This is a genomic window from Serratia inhibens (genome assembly GCF_003591175.1).
GTDB classification, from domain to species: domain Bacteria; phylum Pseudomonadota; class Gammaproteobacteria; order Enterobacterales; family Enterobacteriaceae; genus Serratia; species Serratia inhibens.
In genome coordinates this window covers 731,859-748,265 of sequence record NZ_QYYG01000001.1, presented here as the reverse complement: position 1 = coordinate 748,265, position 16,407 = coordinate 731,859, and the positions used below count along the sequence as shown (strand labels likewise).

Genomic DNA, 16,407 nt, shown 5'->3' with positions numbered 1-16,407 from the left:
GGTTACCACTGATAGCTGACCAGCAGTTTGGCGTTGCGGCCATCCTGCGGAATGCCCTGCGGCGAGTAATATTCTTTATCGAAGGCGTTGCCCAGCACCACAGTGGTGGTGACGCCCTGCAGGCGTTCGCGGCCCTTATAGCTCAGGTAGAAGTCGTTGACGCCGTAACCGCCTTGCTCGGCGGTGCCGGTTTCCACGCGAGTGGCGCGCTCGGTGAAGGTAGCGACCCAACCGGTCGACAGACCGGTTTCACCCAAGGGGATATCCAGCGTGCTGGTAACGGTGTCAGGGTTGATGCTGTTTAACCAGTCGCCGCTGGTTTCGTTCTTGCCGCGTGTGCGGTTGTAAGCCAGATCCCAGCCGAAAATCGCCGTTTTATAGCTCAGCATGGCGTCCCAGCCCCAGATTTTTGCGCGGTCAATATTGGTCGAGAAAGTGGTGCAACTGATGCAATAGGGGCCACGCGGGCCGCGGCCCAACTCCATGGTGACGTCGGTGGTGATGTAATCTCTGGCCTTGGTGTCAAAATAGCTGGCTTTGAATTGCAGGCTGTCGTCTGCCAGCAGCAAATCGTCAAAGCGCAGGCCGAAGCCATATTCCTGCGTCGTGTTGGTTTCCGGCTTCAGATTCGGGTTTGGCACCCAGTTGTTGGTAATGGTGGTCGGCCCCATGGGGATCGAGAAATGTTTGGAGTCGTTATACATTTCCCCCATGGTTGGCGCACGGAACGCCTGGGAGTAAGACCCGAACAGCATCAGCCAGTCGGTTGGCGTAATGCTGATTGCCCCTCGTGACGACCATTTGTCGGCGTCGACATCCGCATAGCCGTCGCTGGAGCCTTTGTAGTTATCGTAACGGGTGCCGGCAAGCAGGGTGATGGGCAGATCGCGCAGGGTGATTTCATCCTGGAGCCAGCCGGAAGCAAAGTTGATTTTCGCCTGAGGGAAACTTTCTGTCGCGCCGCCCGGCGTCTGTTCTTGCTTATAAGCTTCTGAGCCATAGGTAAACAGGTGCGAAGCGAAGGTGTCGGCAAACAAACGGGTACGGTTTTCCAGTTTTGCGCCGCGGGTGGTTTGTTTGCGCGCTTCATCTTCACTGCCGTTGGTGTGGGCGTTGATCGCCACATCGGAATAATACACTTTCGCTTCGGCATCCAGCCATTCCTGGCCAACGGGTTTCAGGCGGTAGCTGAGCTGGCCGTCACGCTGGATCGTGGAGCGGTCGGTCATCAGGTTGCCGCTGGAGCTGGCAGGCTCCTGGGGGTTTTTCGGCTCCTGCGCCCGATTGTTGTAGTAACGCAGATTGCCGCTCAATGACTGGTTTTCGTCCAGAGTCCAGGTACCTTTGGCCAACAGGTTGTTGATGGTTTCATCGTTTGGGGCGTCAAAACCGTTGCCCTGGCGCAAATTGCCGACGTCGCGGGTGCCGAACGACAGCAGGCCGTCGAGATTGTCGGTCTTGCCGTAGGCGCTGGCGCCCATACCCAGGCTGTGATCGCCGCTGGCTGCGGTGCCGAATACCCGGAAACCGCTGTCACGGCCCGGCAGCAGCAGATCGGCGGCATCGACCGTTTCATAGGCGACCACGCCCCCCAGCGCGCCGCTGCCATACAGCAGGGCGGCCGGACCGCGTACGACTTCAATGCGTTTAATCAGACCGGGATCGAGGAAGGTGCCATTGATGTGTCCGGTATCCGTTCCCTGACGGATGCCATCCACCAGCGTCAGTACACCCCGGCGATCATAGCCACGCATCATGATGTCCTGGCCGTTGCTGCGGCCGGTGCCGGTGACGGTAATACCGGGAACCCGGCGCAGCATATCGGCTGCGGTCGACGCAGTCTGGCTTTCCGGCGTGTTGCCTTCGATCACCGTAACCATCATTGGCGCTTCAAAACTGCTGCGCTGATTGCCGGTAGCGACAACGGTCATGGCGTCTTCGCCGGTTTTATCGGTTTTTGCCGGGGTGGTGGCAGAAGAAGAAACTGTGCTGGTGGTTTGTGCAAAAGTCACCGTCGGCAGAGCACAGGCAATCGCCAAACTCATTGCGGATAAACGCAGCCGGGTGCAAGGGGTCAGAGGCATGTCGCAACTCTCCATATGTTTTAAACATATCAATAGATTTGCTGGCTGCCTGGATCGAAGCGATCGGGGTGGCTGGCGTTTAGGAATAAGGGATTATTTGGTCAGGATTAATTTCCCGGCTTTGGTCTGCCGCAGTTGGTAACGCTGGCCCTGATGGAGGATGATCGCTACGCCGTCCGCATCAAGCAACTGAGCGCTGTCGTAGCACGGCGGCGAGACCAGGCTGCGTTCAGCACCGGGGATGTCTTGGGCATGTGGGGAGTTATTGTGATTATCCATCGTCATTTGTTTATAAAACAGACCATTAAATGGTAATTAATATCATATTGATAATCATTATCATGTGAGCGAAAGGTTACATCAAGGAAAATTTTCTTACCGATGGAACCTTTTTGAAAGAAGGGCTGACGGAGCGGTCCGGGCACACTCAGCCCGTAAAATAAGGGGGTTATTTCAGCAGGGTTTCGATGCGGTCAAACAGGCGCTCAGGTTTGGTGATGGGCGCAAAACGTTTCACCCGCTCGCCGTCGGCGGTCAGCAGGAACTTGGTGAAGTTCCACTTGATGCGTTTGCTGCCCAGAACCCCCGGCGCCAGGCGCTTCAATTCGTTGAACAGCGGGTGCGCTCCGGGGCCGTTAACCTCCACCTTGCTGAACAGCGGGAAGCTGACGCCGTAGTTGAGCGTACAGAAATTGGCGATCTCCAACGGATCCCCTGGCTCTTGCGCGCCAAACTGATTGCACGGGAACCCCAATACCATCAGGCCGCGCTCCCGATAGTACTGCCAGAGGTTTTCCAGACCACGGTATTGCGGGGTAAAGCCGCATTTGCTGGCAGTATTAACCACCAGATAAGCTCGGGCGGGAAAGTCGCCCAGCGTTTTGTGTTCCCCTTGCAGAGTGATGCAGGGGATGGATAACAGTGAATGACTCATGCAGGAAACTCCACATCCTGGTTGGCAGGGGCGCGGTTTATGGCGTCTGCGGGTTTGATTGGCGTAAGTATAGATGAGAGAAGGGAAAGTTGAAAAACCGGGGTGTCGCCACCCCGGAGGACAGGTTCAGAAGCGGGTATCCACCGCATCGGCCAACATGGCCAGCAGCTGTTCGCTGTCGGACCAGCTCAGGCACGGGTCAGTGATTGACTGGCCGTAGGTCAGCGGTTGGCCGGCAACGATTTTTTGCGTGCCTTCCACCAGGAAACTTTCTGCCATTACGCCGGTGACGGCGGCGGAACCGGCGCGGATCTGCTGGCAGATATTCTCTGCCACTTCCAGTTGACGGCGGTGCAGTTTCTGGCAGTTGCCGTGGCTGAAGTCGATAACCAGATGCTCCGGCAGCTCAAATTCGCGCAGGCTATCGCAGGCGGCAACGATATCGGTGGCGTGGTAGTTCGGCGTTTTGCCGCCGCGCATGATGATATGACCGTATGGATTGCCGCTGGTCTGATAAATCGTCATCTGCCCGTTTTTGTCCGGCGACAGGAACATGTGCCCGGCGCGCGCCGCGCGGATGGCGTCAATCGCGATGCGGGTGTTGCCGTCGGTACCGTTCTTGAATCCCACCGGGCAGGAAAGTGCAGAGGCCATTTCGCGGTGGATCTGGCTTTCGGTAGTGCGTGCGCCGATGGCGCCCCAGCTGATCAAATCGGCAATGTACTGGCCGACCACCATGTCCAGGAATTCGGTTGCGGTCGGCAGGCCGAGCTGATTGACTTCCAGTAACAGTCGGCGTGCCATTTCGATGCCACGATTTACCTGAAAGGTGCCATCCAGCGCCGGATCCGAGATCAGGCCTTTCCAACCCACCACGGTGCGCGGTTTTTCAAAATAAGTGCGCATCACGATTTCCAGGCGATCCTGATAGCGAATGCGCAGCGCGTTCAGACGGCCGGCATAATCGATGGCAGCATCTAAATCGTGGATGGAGCAGGGGCCGATAACCACCAGCAGGCGACGGTCTTCGCCGGTAAGGATCTTTTCAATTCGTTGTCGTGACGCTGTCACGCTATCGGCGATTTCCGCCGAGATCGGCAGCTTCTCCGCCAATGCTTGCGGCGTGACGAGGCTATCGATGCGCGCGGTCCGCAGTTCATCTGTTTTGTGCATGATTTTCTCTAAAGACTTTTCTTCGCTGCGGCAGGAGTGCCGGGAAGTGATGGCGATCACAATAACGTAAAAACCGATGAATTCAACCGTAGAAATTGTGTTCTGTTGATCGAAGCCACTAAAAAAAGCACAAAAATCATGGCCTGCGGGAAATTAGCGGCAATCGGCAGGGAAAATGTCCCTGCCGGAGAGCGTTATAGCGCGCTATTAGCGGCGGGCCGGCTAGAACATGCGGCGGCTCATGCCAAGAATATCCAGGATTTTAGTGGAGATTTCCTCCACCGAATAGTTGGTGGTATTCAGATAACGGATCTGGTTTTTGCGGAACAGCGCTTCTACTTCGGCAAGCTCCATCCGGCACTGCCGCAGCGAGGCATAACGGCTGTTTTCGCGGCGCTCTTCGCGGATGGCGGCCAGCCGCTCCGGGTCGATTGTCAGCCCGAACAGCTTATGCTGAAACGGTTTCAGCGCGGCGGGGAGATGCAAATTGTCCATATCGTCGGCGGTAAACGGATAGTTGGCGGCGCGGATCCCGAACTGCATCGCCAGATACAGGCTGGTGGGGGTTTTGCCGCAGCGTGATACGCCCAACAATATGACCTGAGCCTGATCGAGATTACGCAGCGATATGCCGTCATCATGGGCTAACGTGTAATCAATGGCAGCGATACGGGCATCATACTTGCCGAGGTTGCTGGCCGTCAGCCCGTGGGTGCGGTTCGGCACCGGCGTGGGTTCAACCTCCAGTTCACCCTGCAACGGGCCGACCAGTGCTTGTACGATGTCCTGGCAAAAGCCGTCGCTCTGGGTAATGACACTACGCACTTCCGGCGAAATGATGGAATAAAATACCAGCGGGCGCACGCCGGTATCGCGATAAATATCGTTAATCTGCTGGCTGACCGCCCGGGCTCGCGCTTCGGTTTCAACGAAGGGCAACGTAAAGGTCGTGGCTTTGACCGGGAATTGGGACAAAACCGCGTGGCCCAACACTTCTGCGGTGATCGCCGTCCCATCCGAAATATAAAAAACGCTTCTTTCCACCCGAGGCTCCTTACCTGAAACGGTGATGCAGTTGTATCGCCTGCTGAACGGTATCATGGGCTTCAGGCGATCCCGCGGTAAAGGGGCCAGCAAAAAAAATGTGATAATGCAGGCAGAGTGGCTCATTAATTTTCGCGAGCGAGGAAATAATGAAGGCGATGGTTTCTTCTGTTGAAACACTATTTTAATTCTCATGAGAGAAATGACTTGTTTTTTGCAGGGCTTATTCAGGATGTTGGCGTAATTTCAATCAAAGACACGGCGGTTATTATGGTTTTTAAAAATGAAGTTTAAAAAATATTTAATTTGTTGAGTTTTAAGCTTTTAGTGCGACAGGGAACGATTCCAGACAAATTTAGCCGTTCAGGTAATTTTCCGAAAATCCACTTTCTTCATCGGGTTGATCGATTCACCTTTCCATTTCTTATGGATCATTGTGCTAGTCTGAGTTGGCTCCGCTTTGTCGGTGCCCAAGAAAGCCAATGAATTAAATCCGTCTATACCCTACTGATAGCAATAAGGATTGTCTCGATGTCCAACAATGGCCCAGACTTGCGTAATGTGCTTTGGTACAACCAGCTCGGCATGCACGACGTTGACCGTGTCGGTGGCAAAAATGCCTCCCTCGGTGAAATGATCACCAATCTTTCCGATTTGGGCGTGGCCGTGCCAAACGGTTTTGCCACCACCGCACAGGCGTTTAACGATTTCCTCGAGCAAAGCGGTGTTAACCAGCGCATCTATCAATTACTGGATCAAACTGACGTTGACGATGTTGCTCAATTGGCCAAGGCCGGTGCGCAAATCCGCCAATGGGTCATCGATACGCCATTCCATGCGGAATTCGAGCGTGAAATTAACCTGGCTTACCAACAGTTGGCGGACGGCGAGCCGGAAGCCTCCTTTGCCGTGCGTTCTTCCGCGACTGCAGAAGACATGCCGGATGCTTCTTTTGCTGGCCAGCAGGAAACTTTCCTCAACGTGCAGGGCATCGACGCCGTCATGGTGGCGATCAAACACGTATTCGCCTCGCTGTTTAACGACCGCGCCATTTCGTATCGCGTGCATCAGGGTTATGACCACCGCGGCGTAGCCTTGTCGGCCGGCGTGCAGCGTATGGTGCGTTCCGATCTGGCGTCTTCCGGCGTGATGTTCACCATTGATACCGAGTCGGGTTTTGATCAAGTGGTGTTTATCACTTCCGCCTTGGGTCTGGGCGAAATGGTGGTGCAGGGTGCGGTGAACCCGGATGAGTTCTATGTGCATAAACCCACGCTGCTGCGCGGCAATCCGGCTATCGTGCGCCGCAATCTCGGCTCGAAGAAAATCCGCATGGTGTACGCGCCATCGCAGGATCACGGCAAGCAGGTAAAAATTGAAGACGTGCCAGAGCAGCAACGCAATCGTTTCTCTCTGACCGACCAGGAAGTGGAAGCGCTGGCGCATCAGGCGATTTTGATCGAAAAACATTACGGCCGCCCGATGGATATCGAGTGGGCCAAAGACGGCCATACCGGCAAGTTGCTGATTGTGCAGGCGCGTCCGGAAACCGTGCGTTCCAACGAGCAGACGATGGAGCGTTATCAGCTTAACGGTACAAGCTCGGTGCTGGTGGAAGGGCGAGCTATCGGCCATCGCATTGGTGCCGGCCCGGTGAAAGTGATCCATAACATCAGCGAAATGGATCGTATTCTGCCGGGGGACGTGCTGGTTACCGACATGACCGACCCGGACTGGGAACCGATCATGAAGAAAGCGGCGGCGATCGTCACTAACCGCGGCGGTCGTACCTGTCACGCGGCGATTATCGCTCGCGAGCTGGGTATCCCGGCGGTGGTCGGCTGCGGCAACGCCACCGATCTGTTGAAAGACGGCCAGAAAGTCACCGTTTCCTGTGCGGAAGGCGATACCGGCTTCGTGTACAGCGACATGATCGACTTTACCGTGCAGAGCTCCGAAGTGACTGAATTGCCGGATCTGCCGTTGAAAATCATGATGAACGTCGGTAACCCGGATCGGGCCTTCGATTTTGCCCGTTTACCGAATGAAGGCGTGGGGCTGGCCCGTCTGGAATTTATCATCAACCGCATGATTGGCGTGCATCCAAAGGCGTTGCTGGAGTTCGATCAACAAACCCCGGCATTGCAGAACGAAATCAAGGCATTGATGTTGGGCTATGACCATCCGGTCGAGTTCTACGTGGGCCGCCTGACGGAAGGGATCGCCACGCTGGGCGCGGCATTCTGGCCGAAACGCGTGATCGTGCGTTTGTCCGATTTCAAATCCAATGAATACGCCAACCTGGTGGGCGGCGAGAAGTATGAACCGCACGAAGAGAACCCAATGCTGGGCTTCCGTGGTGCAGGCCGCTATGTGGCGGACAGCTTCCGTGATTGCTTTGCGATGGAGTGCGATGCGGTAAAACGCGTGCGCAATGAAATGGGCCTCACCAACGTCGAGATCATGGTGCCCTTTGTTCGCACCGTGGCGCAGGCGGAGGCGGTGGTTGCAGAACTGGCGCGCCAGGGTCTCAAGCGTGGCGAGAACGGCCTGAAAGTGATCATGATGTGTGAAATCCCATCCAACGCGCTATTGGCGGATCAGTTCCTGGAACACTTTGACGGCTTCTCGATCGGCTCCAACGACATGACTCAGCTGACGCTGGGGTTGGACCGTGACTCGGGCGTGGTGTCTGAACTGTTTGATGAACGCAACGAAGCGGTGAAGGCACTGTTGTCGATGGCGATTCAGGCAGCGAAGCGTCATGGCAAATACGTGGGTATTTGTGGCCAGGGCCCGTCCGACCACGAGGATTTCGCCGAATGGCTGATGGAGCAGGGCATTGATAGCCTGTCCCTCAATCCGGATACCGTGGTGCAAACCTGGATCAATCTGTCGAAGAAAAAATAACGCTTCACCGCAGATTAATCGCTGACGCAAAACCGTAACTCAGGTTACGGTTTTTTTATTGCTGCATGTAGATGATGTGGGTGGGTGAATAAGCGTGGCTAAAAAAAGAATAAAAAAAAGCCCATCAAGAGACGGGCAAAGACTACACACAGCAATTCACATGTATGGCATTACATTGTTTGGAAAGCTTGCTTTAAAATCAGTGATTTGAAGCAATATATGGCAATAATACTAGATATTTAAAGGTCGCTAGTCATTAAGAATCATCCTAATAAATGCTTGCCTTATGATTTATTTTTCAGAACGCTTATTTTATCTTTATTGTATAAACGTGCATTTATACGGCATGTTCAATTAATGCACAGGCATGGCCGCGATATTATGGCGGAGAGTGAATTCAAAGGCAGGAAATGCACCAGGGATCTTGCCGAGGGTATTCTGCCCGGCAGCCCGGGCAGAACAGGGGAATTATCGCTCTTCCAGCTCTTTGGCGACATCGTCCAGATCGGCCGTGGGCTCTGGCGCTTCGTCCATCCAGGCGGTGAGCAGACGATAAGATACCGCCAATACCACCGGGCCGATAAACAGGCCGATCATGCCGAAGGCCAGCAGGCCGCCGATAACGCCGGACAGGATCAGTAGCATCGGCAGATCGGCGCCCATGCGGATCAGCACCGGCCGCAGCACGTTATCCAGCGTGGCGACCACGCAGCTCCACACCAACAGTACGGTGCCCCAGGTGGTATCGCCGCTCCAGTACAACCAGATAATCGCCGGCACCAGTACCAGCAACGGCCCCAATTGCGCCACGCAGCAAATGAATATCAGCACCGTCAGCAAAGTGGCGGCAGGAATGCCGGACACCGCCAGGCCAATCCCGCCCAGTACCGACTGCACCAGCGCCGTCACCACGACGCCCAGCGCCACCGCGCGGATCGCCTGGCCACCCAGCACCACCGCCGCGTCGCCGCGCTCGGCCGCAAGACGCGCCGCAAAGTGGCGAATACCCAGGGCGACTTGTTCACCGCGCGCATACAGCAGCACGCTGAACAGCAACATCAGCGAACAGTGCAGCAGGAAGCGGCCGATATGCGCCGCTTGCGCGACAAACCAGGTGGCGGTCTGACCGAAGTAAGGTTGGATCTTCGCCAGCAGCGCCGCGCCGCCGGCATTCACCAGAGTGTGGTAGCTGTTATAAACTTTGTTGCCGATCATCGGGATCGATTGCAACCAGGCCAGATCGGGAATATGCAGCTTGCCGGGGGTGCTGGCCCAGGCAACGACGGGGGCGCTGTTGTCCACCACGCTGCTGACCAGTAGCGAAATCGGCAGGATGAACAGCAGGATCAGTAGAAGCGTCATGACGAGGACCGCCAGCGAGCGCCGGCCCCAGAGTATTTTTTGCAGTTTGATCAACAGTGGCCAGGTGGCGATGACCACCATGCCGGCCCAGGCAAAACCGAGAATAAACGGTTGAATGACCCAAAAACAGGCGACGATCATGATGGCGATAAACAGCACGCCAAAAATAATCCGTGGCAAATCGTATCGGGATTGCGGGAGTGTCATGAATTAGGTTCTCATCCTGGTAAGTTAAATCCTTTGTACCTGCTAAGCATGGTGCATTTTCGCCACTTTTCACAATACGGCGCACCTTTTATCGTGCGTCATTCTGCAGTGGGGTAATTGTGATAATGTGAATGCCTTCACTAAACGAGTATGTTAGTTTTCATCATCAATAAAAAGTAGGGTGGGTCTGAATATACCCTATGAATTTCAAGTTGCAGCCTACAACGCCGCAGCCTGAAAGGCGACGGGTAAAGACCTGATTCAGCGTACGTTAACGCATAAAAAATAGACAGACAGGGTCAAAAAAGCGAATGATCCCACAGATTTCTCAGGCGCCCGGCCTCGTTCAACGGGTGCTCGACTTTTTGGAAGCCTTAAAACAAAACGGATTCAACGGTGATATTGCCACCAGCTACGCCGATCGGCTGACGATGGCGACCGACAACAGCATCTATCAGCTGTTGCCTGACGCGGTGGTGTTTCCTCGTTCAACGGCGGATGTGGCGTTGATTGCGCGCCTGGCGGGAGAAGAGCGCTTCAGCGCGCTGACCTTTAGCCCGCGCGGCGGCGGTACCGGCACCAACGGCCAGGCCCTCAACACCGGCATTGTGGTCGATATGTCGCGCCACATGAACCGCATTCTTGAAATCAATGTCGAACAGGGGTGGGTGAAGGTTGAAGCCGGGGTCATCAAAGATCAGCTTAACCAGTATCTGCGGCCGTTCGGCTATTTCTTCTCCCCGGAACTTTCCACCAGTAATCGTGCGACGCTGGGCGGCATGATCAACACCGATGCTTCCGGTCAAGGCTCGCTGGTGTACGGCAAAACCTCCGATCACGTTCTGGGCCTGAGGGCGGTGCTGCTGGGGGGCGATATGATCGATACCCGCGCCATGCCGACATCGCTTGCGGAAACGATTGCTATGGAAGATACCGCCGAAGGCCGGATCTACCATAGGGTGCTGAATAGCTGCCGCGACCAGCGTGCGTTGATCCTGGAAAAATTCCCCAAGCTGAACCGCTTTCTGACCGGCTACGACCTGCGGCATGTATTCAGCGACGATCTGCAGACCTTCGATCTAACGCGCATCCTGACCGGTGCAGAGGGTACGCTGGCGTTTATCACCGAGGCGCGGCTGGATATCACGCCGCTGCCGAAGGTACGCCGCCTGGTTAACGTGAAATATGACTCCTTTGATTCCGCCCTGCGCAACGCCCCTTTCATGGTGGAGGCCAAGGCGCTGTCGGTGGAGACCATTGACTCCAAGGTGCTGAACCTGGCGCGGGAAGATATTGTTTGGCACTCGGTGAGTGAATTGATCACCAACGTGCCGGATAAAGAGATGCTGGGTCTGAACATCGTCGAATTTGCCGGGGATGACAAGGCGCTGATCGACCAGCAGATGGAAACCCTGTGTCTGCGGCTGGACGAGTTAATCAGCACGAAGCAGAGCGGCGTGATTGGCTATCAGATCTGCGGGGACCTGGTCGGTATCGAGCGGATTTATAACATGCGCAAGAAGGCGGTCGGGCTGTTGGGTAACGCCAAAGGGCGCGCCAAACCTATTCCTTTCGCCGAGGATACCTGCGTGCCGCCGCAGCATTTGGCCGATTACATTGTCGAATTCCGTCAGTTGCTGGACAGCCATAATCTCAGTTACGGCATGTTCGGCCACGTGGATGCCGGGGTATTGCACGTGCGGCCTGCGCTCGACATGTGCGATCCGCAGCAAGAAGTGCTGATGAAACAGCTTTCCGACCAGGTGGTGGCGTTGACCGCCAAATATGGCGGATTGCTGTGGGGCGAACACGGCAAAGGCTTCCGCGCCGAATACAGCCCGGAATTCTTCGGCGAGCAGTTGTACGAAGAGTTGCGCCGCATCAAGGCCGCGTTCGATCCGAATAACCGCCTTAACCCCGGTAAAATTTGCCCGCCGTTGGGCGTTGATGCCCCGATGATGAAAGTGGACGCGGCCAAGCGCGGCACACTCGATCGTCGTATCCCGATTGAGGTGCGCACCTCGTTCCGTGGCGCCATGGAGTGTAACGGCAACGGCCTGTGTTTTAACTTCGATGTACGCAGCCCGATGTGCCCGTCGATGAAGATCACCGGTAGCCGCATTCACTCGCCGAAAGGCCGTGCGGCGCTGGTGCGCGAATGGTTGCGTCTGCTGTCCGAACAGGGGGTAGATCCGCTGGTGCTGGAACAGCAACTGCCGCAGCAGCGTCTTAGCTTCCGTACGTTGATCGAGAAAACCCGCAACAGCTGGTATGCCGGCAAAGGCGAATATGATTTCTCGCACGAGGTGAAAGAGGCGATGTCCGGCTGCCTGGCCTGCAAAGCCTGCTTCACCCAATGCCCGATTAAAATTGACGTGCCGGGTTTCCGCTCGCGTTTCCTGCAGCTGTATCACACCCGTTATCTGCGGCCGGCGCGCGACTATATGGTCGCCGGGGTTGAAAGCTATACGCCGTTGATGGCGAAAGCGCCGAAGGTATTCAACTTTTTCTTCCGTCAGCCCTGGGTGCGCGAGCTGAGCCGCAACGCTATCGGTATGGTCGATTTGCCGATGCTCTCCAGCCCGACGCTGCGTCAGCAGCTTTCCGGCCACGGTGCCCTGACCATGACGCTGGAGCAACTTGAGGCGTTGAGCGCCGAACAGCGTGAGCAACACGTACTGATCGTGCAGGATCCTTTCACCAGCTATTACGACGCCAAGGTGGTGGCGGACTTTGTACGGCTGGTGGAAAAACTCGGTTATCAGCCGGTGCTGCTGCCATTCTCGCCGAACGGCAAGGCGCAGCATATCAAAGGCTTCTTGACGCGCTTTGCCCGCACCGCGCGCAAAACAGCCGATTTCCTCAATCGAGTGGCCAAGCTCGGGATGCCGCTGGTAGGGGTCGATCCGGCGTTGGTGCTGTGCTATCGCGACGAATATAACGAGATCCTCGGCGAAACACGCGGTGATTTCCAGGTGCAACTGGTGCATGAATGGCTGCAACAGCTGCTGGCGGAACGTGCCGAACAACCGGCGACCGGCGAGGCCTGGTACCTGTTTGGCCACTGTACCGAAACCACGGCACTGCCGGCCAGCGGCCAGCATTGGGCGTCGATCTTCTCCCGCTTCGGGGCCAGGCTGGAAAATGTCAGCGTGGGCTGCTGCGGCATGGCGGGCACCTACGGACATGAAGTGAAGAACCTGGAGAATTCACTCGGGATTTATGAGCTATCATGGCATCAGGCGTTGCAACGTTTGCCGCGGCAACGCTGTCTGGCGACCGGTTATTCCTGTCGCAGCCAGGTCAAACGCATTGAGGGTAACGGCGTTCGCCACCCGTTACAGGCACTTCTGGAGATGATTGCGTGAAATTGTGGAAACGAGAAACGACGCTGGAGCAGCTAAACCGCTCCGGTGAGGGATGTATGGTGAGCCATGTGGGGATTCACTTCACCCGGCTGGAAGACGATTTTCTTGAAGCCACGATGCCGGTGGACCATCGCACCCGGCAACCTTTCGGGCTGCTGCACGGTGGGGCGTCGGTGGTGCTGGCGGAATCGATGGGATCGATGGCCGGCTATCTGTGCAGCGAAGGGGAGCAGAAAGTGGTGGGGCTGGAAATCAACGCCAACCATTTGCGGGCGGTGTTTGAAGGGCAGGTGCGCGGCGTGTGCCGTGCACTGCACGTTGGCCGGCGGCATCAGGTGTGGCAGATCGAGATATTCGATTCGCGTGACCGGTTATGCTGCACTTCACGCTTGACCACCGCAGTGATCGACTGATCCTCCCACCCGCAGGCGCTTTTGCCTGCGGGTATCCTGTTGCCGTTCCGCAGGCGTTTAGAGCTGGAACGGCACCCGCTTGACGAAGTCCTTCTGGAAGGCGTTAGCCTTCTCCCAGGTGCCTTCCATCGCATATTTCTGGCAGATCAAGGTCAGGGTATGACGGGCAAAATGATAGCTCTGAACCCGAAACAGCTGGCAGCGCTGCGGATTGTTGATTTCAACGATCAGCCGGTTATGCAGTTTGCTCAGCGCGTGCAAATAGCTTTCATCGTCACCGTTTTCCAGACACAGATTGGCCATGTTAAGGCTGACGTTATTGTAGCGTTTCAGATGGTTGATATTGCACTCTGGCCGCCTGAGCGACGCCTCCGCCATGTAGAAATCTACCGTGGCATCGCGCACGCTGAATTTATAGTCATCAATTTTGCCCAACAGCCACGCACTGATCGAAATAGTCATTATACTCGCATACCCGTGCATCTGAATTTGAATGATAATCATTATCATATTTACGAATGCGTTCGCGATCAATCATTCTGTTGAAATTTTTATCGGCCGCCGGGCTGCATTTGTTCTGCTGCGGCCCAATATCAGTCAGTAGCGGCTAAACTTTAATCAATGGCGGCGCTTTCGGCCGGTGCGGAAGGGGCGGTGCAGAAGATGGAAAACACCGCTAATTGTCGATAAACGCATTTTTGCGACAGACAAAATGTTGAAATAGGTATTTTCTATGAATGTTTACATCGACAATAAAAGCCGGCGCTGTAAAGGGGATGGGCCAGTTGCTGGGCGATGCGGTGCTACAGGATGTACAGCAAATTCATAGGGATAAAATGAACGCGTCTCCACCGGACTGTGTCAGGCGCTCAGACTGTCCCGCGTGCTTGCCGCCTGCGGCAGCCAAAAAACGGGCTTTTGGCGGATACCCCCGCAAAACAAACGGTTGAAGTGATAATTGTTATCACTAACATATAAGCAACCCAGATTGGCTGCGGTAAAACACGAGTGTGAGGTAGGCCATATGCAAACGGAAAATGTCGGCACCTTTTCTCTGGACGAAAATGTCTGGCAAGGCATTTTGCTCAGTGACGACGCCGTACAACAAATTACTAAATTGATGCAGCAGGATCCGCAAGTGAAGGGGCTGCAACTAGGGGTGAAGCAATCAGGCTGCGCCGGGTTTGCCTATGTGCTGGATCTCACCCGTGCCCCGGCAGAAGACGACCTGCTGTTTGAGCGCGATGGCGCCAAATTGTATGTGCCGCTGAAAGCCATGCCGTTCATCGATGGCACCACGGTAGATTTTGTCCGTGAAGGGCTGAATCAAATATTCAAATTCAATAACCCTAAAGCTCAGCATGCCTGCGGGTGCGGCGAGAGCTTTGGCGTTTGAGCGATGCAATCAACATGACACGAAGCAATGTAGAAATGCCTAATGAAGTGCAGGCTTGGGTCAGCGAAGGTCGCTACAAAGAAGGCTTTTTCACCCAGTTGGATACCGATGAATTGGCGACGGGCATCAACGAAGACGTGGTGCGCGCCATTTCGGCCAAGCGCAACGAGCCTGAGTGGATGCTGGAATTCCGCCTGGAGGCTTACCGTGCCTGGTTGCAAATGGAAGAGCCGCATTGGTTGAAAGCGAACTATGACCGGTTGAACTACCAGGATTACAGCTATTACTCGGCGCCCTCCTGCGGCAGCTGTGACGACGCCTGCGGCTCCCAGCCCGGCGCCGAACAGCAACCCGGCGCGGCAACCGAGAACAGCTACCTGACCAGCGAGGTTGAGCTGGCGTTTAACCAACTCGGCGTACCGGTGCGTGAAGGTAGCGAAGTGGCGGTAGACGCGATATTCGACTCGGTATCGGTCTCTACCACCTATCGCGAAAAACTGGCTGAAAGCGGGGTGATTTTCTGCTCGTTCGGCGAGGCGATTCAGGAATACCCGGATCTGGTGCGCAAGTACCTGGGCCGCGTAGTGCCGTCCAATGATAACTTCTTTGCCGCGCTGAACGCCGCAGTGGCTTCCGACGGCACCTTCGTCTATGTGCCGAAAGGCGTGCGTTGCCCGATGGAGCTATCGACCTATTTCCGCATTAACGCCGCCAAAACCGGCCAGTTCGAACGCACTATCCTGATCGCCGATGAAGGCAGCTACGTCAGCTACATCGAAGGTTGCTCCGCCCCGGTGCGCGACAGCTATCAGCTGCATGCGGCGGTAGTGGAAGTGATCCTGCACAAAGACGCCGAAGTGAAATATTCAACGGTGCAAAACTGGTTCTCCGGCGGTGACAGCAAAGGCGGCATTCTCAACTTCGTGACCAAGCGCGCGTTATGCGAAGGCGCGGGATCGAAAATGTCCTGGACCCAGTCGGAAACCGGTTCGGCGATCACCTGGAAATACCCGAGCGTGATCCTGCAGGGCGATAACTCAATCGGCGAGTTTTTCTCGGTGGCGCTGACCAGCGGCCATCAACAGGCGGATACCGGCACCAAGATGATCCACATCGGCAAGAACACCCGATCGACCATCATTGCCAAAGGTATCTCCGCCGGGCACAGCGAGAACACTTACCGCGGCCTGGTGAAGATCCTGCCGGGGGCGGAAAACGCGCGTAACTTTACCCAATGCGACTCGATGCTGATTGGGCCGGACAGCGGTGCTCATACCTTCCCGTATGTGGAGGCCCGCAATAACAGCGCACAACTGGAACACGAAGCGACCACGTCGAAAATCGGCGATGACCAGCTGTTCTACTGCTTGCAGCGCGGTATCAGCGAAGACAATGCCATCTCTATGATCGTCAACGGATTCTGCAAGGACGTGTTCTCTGAACTGCCGCTGGAATTCGCCGTCGAGGCGCAAAAGTTATTGGCCATCAGCCTGGAACACAGCGTGGGCTAAACGCC

The 16,407-nt window shown here is 55.7% G+C and carries 12 protein-coding genes; 5 read left to right on the top strand and 7 right to left on the bottom strand.

Annotated elements, in window-relative coordinates:
* Positions 1 to 2 precede the first annotated feature (2 nt).
* The 5 genes from D4100_RS03520 to ppsR form a co-directional block, all read right to left on the bottom strand.
* A complete protein-coding gene (locus D4100_RS03520) occupies positions 3 to 2,084 on the bottom strand; it encodes a TonB-dependent hemoglobin/transferrin/lactoferrin family receptor (protein ID WP_119803099.1) in 2,082 nt (693 codons plus the stop codon).
* Between the two features lie 93 nt (positions 2,085 to 2,177).
* On the bottom strand, positions 2,178 to 2,369 hold the full coding sequence (hemP, locus tag D4100_RS03515) for a hemin uptake protein HemP (protein ID WP_081304018.1): 192 nt from the start codon (positions 2,367 to 2,369) through the stop codon (positions 2,178 to 2,180).
* Positions 2,370 to 2,532: 163 nt separating this feature from the next.
* A complete protein-coding gene (locus D4100_RS03510; RefSeq protein ID WP_119803097.1) occupies positions 2,533 to 3,018 on the bottom strand; it encodes a glutathione peroxidase in 486 nt (161 codons plus the stop codon).
* A 126-nt stretch (positions 3,019 to 3,144) separates the two neighbouring features.
* Positions 3,145 to 4,191, bottom strand: a complete 1,047-nt coding sequence (locus D4100_RS03505; protein WP_006320238.1) for a 3-deoxy-7-phosphoheptulonate synthase — start codon at positions 4,189 to 4,191, stop codon at positions 3,145 to 3,147.
* 222 nt (positions 4,192 to 4,413) lie between these two features.
* Positions 4,414 to 5,292, bottom strand: a complete 879-nt coding sequence (ppsR, locus tag D4100_RS03500; RefSeq protein WP_167669656.1) for a posphoenolpyruvate synthetase regulatory kinase/phosphorylase PpsR — start codon at positions 5,290 to 5,292, stop codon at positions 4,414 to 4,416.
* Between the two features lie 474 nt (positions 5,293 to 5,766).
* Here ppsR and ppsA point away from each other — a divergent pair, with 474 nt between their 5' ends.
* Positions 5,767 to 8,145, top strand: coding sequence for a phosphoenolpyruvate synthase (gene ppsA / locus D4100_RS03490; protein ID WP_006320236.1), 2,379 nt, complete (start codon positions 5,767 to 5,769; stop codon positions 8,143 to 8,145).
* 468 nt (positions 8,146 to 8,613) lie between these two features.
* On the opposite strand, the gene ydiK is transcribed toward ppsA, so the two are convergent.
* Positions 8,614 to 9,714, bottom strand: coding sequence for an AI-2E family transporter YdiK (ydiK, locus tag D4100_RS03485; RefSeq protein ID WP_006320235.1), 1,101 nt, complete (start codon positions 9,712 to 9,714; stop codon positions 8,614 to 8,616).
* A gap of 311 nt (positions 9,715 to 10,025) precedes the next feature.
* On the opposite strand from ydiK, the gene ydiJ reads away from it, so the two are divergent.
* On the top strand, positions 10,026 to 13,082 hold the full coding sequence (gene ydiJ / locus D4100_RS03480; RefSeq protein ID WP_119803095.1) for a D-2-hydroxyglutarate dehydrogenase YdiJ: 3,057 nt from the start codon (positions 10,026 to 10,028) through the stop codon (positions 13,080 to 13,082).
* A complete protein-coding gene (menI, locus tag D4100_RS03475; RefSeq protein WP_006320233.1) occupies positions 13,079 to 13,495 on the top strand; it encodes a 1,4-dihydroxy-2-naphthoyl-CoA hydrolase in 417 nt (138 codons plus the stop codon). The genes ydiJ and menI overlap by 4 nt, the downstream gene beginning before the upstream one ends.
* A 57-nt stretch (positions 13,496 to 13,552) precedes the next feature.
* Here the strand turns inward: menI and D4100_RS03470 are convergent, their stop codons facing one another.
* Positions 13,553 to 13,957 (bottom strand): hypothetical protein, encoded by a 405-nt coding sequence (locus D4100_RS03470; protein ID WP_043912823.1) that lies wholly within the window; start codon positions 13,955 to 13,957, stop codon positions 13,553 to 13,555.
* 562 nt (positions 13,958 to 14,519) lie between these two features.
* Between D4100_RS03470 and sufA the strand changes: the two genes are divergently transcribed.
* Complete coding sequence (gene sufA, locus D4100_RS03460) at positions 14,520 to 14,891, top strand: Fe-S cluster assembly scaffold SufA (RefSeq protein WP_006320230.1); 372 nt, start codon at positions 14,520 to 14,522, stop codon at positions 14,889 to 14,891.
* 14 nt (positions 14,892 to 14,905) lie between these two features.
* On the top strand, positions 14,906 to 16,402 hold the full coding sequence (gene sufB / locus D4100_RS03455; RefSeq protein ID WP_004943701.1) for a Fe-S cluster assembly protein SufB: 1,497 nt from the start codon (positions 14,906 to 14,908) through the stop codon (positions 16,400 to 16,402).
* Positions 16,403 to 16,407: the final 5 nt, after the last annotated feature.

What these genes read in the sequence shown, in the direction of transcription:
- sufA (WP_006320230.1), top strand. Translation starts at nt 14,520, where the DNA reads ATGCAAACGGAAAATGTCGGCACCTTTTCTCTGGACGAAAATGTCTGG.
- ydiJ (WP_119803095.1), top strand. Translation starts at nt 10,026, where the DNA reads ATGATCCCACAGATTTCTCAGGCGCCCGGCCTCGTTCAACGGGTGCTC.
- D4100_RS03510 (WP_119803097.1), bottom strand. Translation starts at nt 3,018, where the DNA reads ATGAGTCATTCACTGTTATCCATCCCCTGCATCACTCTGCAAGGGGAA.
- D4100_RS03505 (WP_006320238.1), bottom strand. Translation starts at nt 4,191, where the DNA reads ATGCACAAAACAGATGAACTGCGGACCGCGCGCATCGATAGCCTCGTC.
- sufB (WP_004943701.1), top strand. Translation starts at nt 14,906, where the DNA reads ATGACACGAAGCAATGTAGAAATGCCTAATGAAGTGCAGGCTTGGGTC.
- ppsA (WP_006320236.1), top strand. Translation starts at nt 5,767, where the DNA reads ATGTCCAACAATGGCCCAGACTTGCGTAATGTGCTTTGGTACAACCAG.
- hemP (WP_081304018.1), bottom strand. Translation starts at nt 2,369, where the DNA reads ATGACGATGGATAATCACAATAACTCCCCACATGCCCAAGACATCCCC.
- ppsR (WP_167669656.1), bottom strand. Translation starts at nt 5,292, where the DNA reads ATGATACCGTTCAGCAGGCGATACAACTGCATCACCGTTTCAGGTAAG.
- D4100_RS03520 (WP_119803099.1), bottom strand. Translation starts at nt 2,084, where the DNA reads ATGCCTCTGACCCCTTGCACCCGGCTGCGTTTATCCGCAATGAGTTTG.
- ydiK (WP_006320235.1), bottom strand. Translation starts at nt 9,714, where the DNA reads ATGACACTCCCGCAATCCCGATACGATTTGCCACGGATTATTTTTGGC.
- D4100_RS03470 (WP_043912823.1), bottom strand. Translation starts at nt 13,957, where the DNA reads ATGACTATTTCGATCAGTGCGTGGCTGTTGGGCAAAATTGATGACTAT.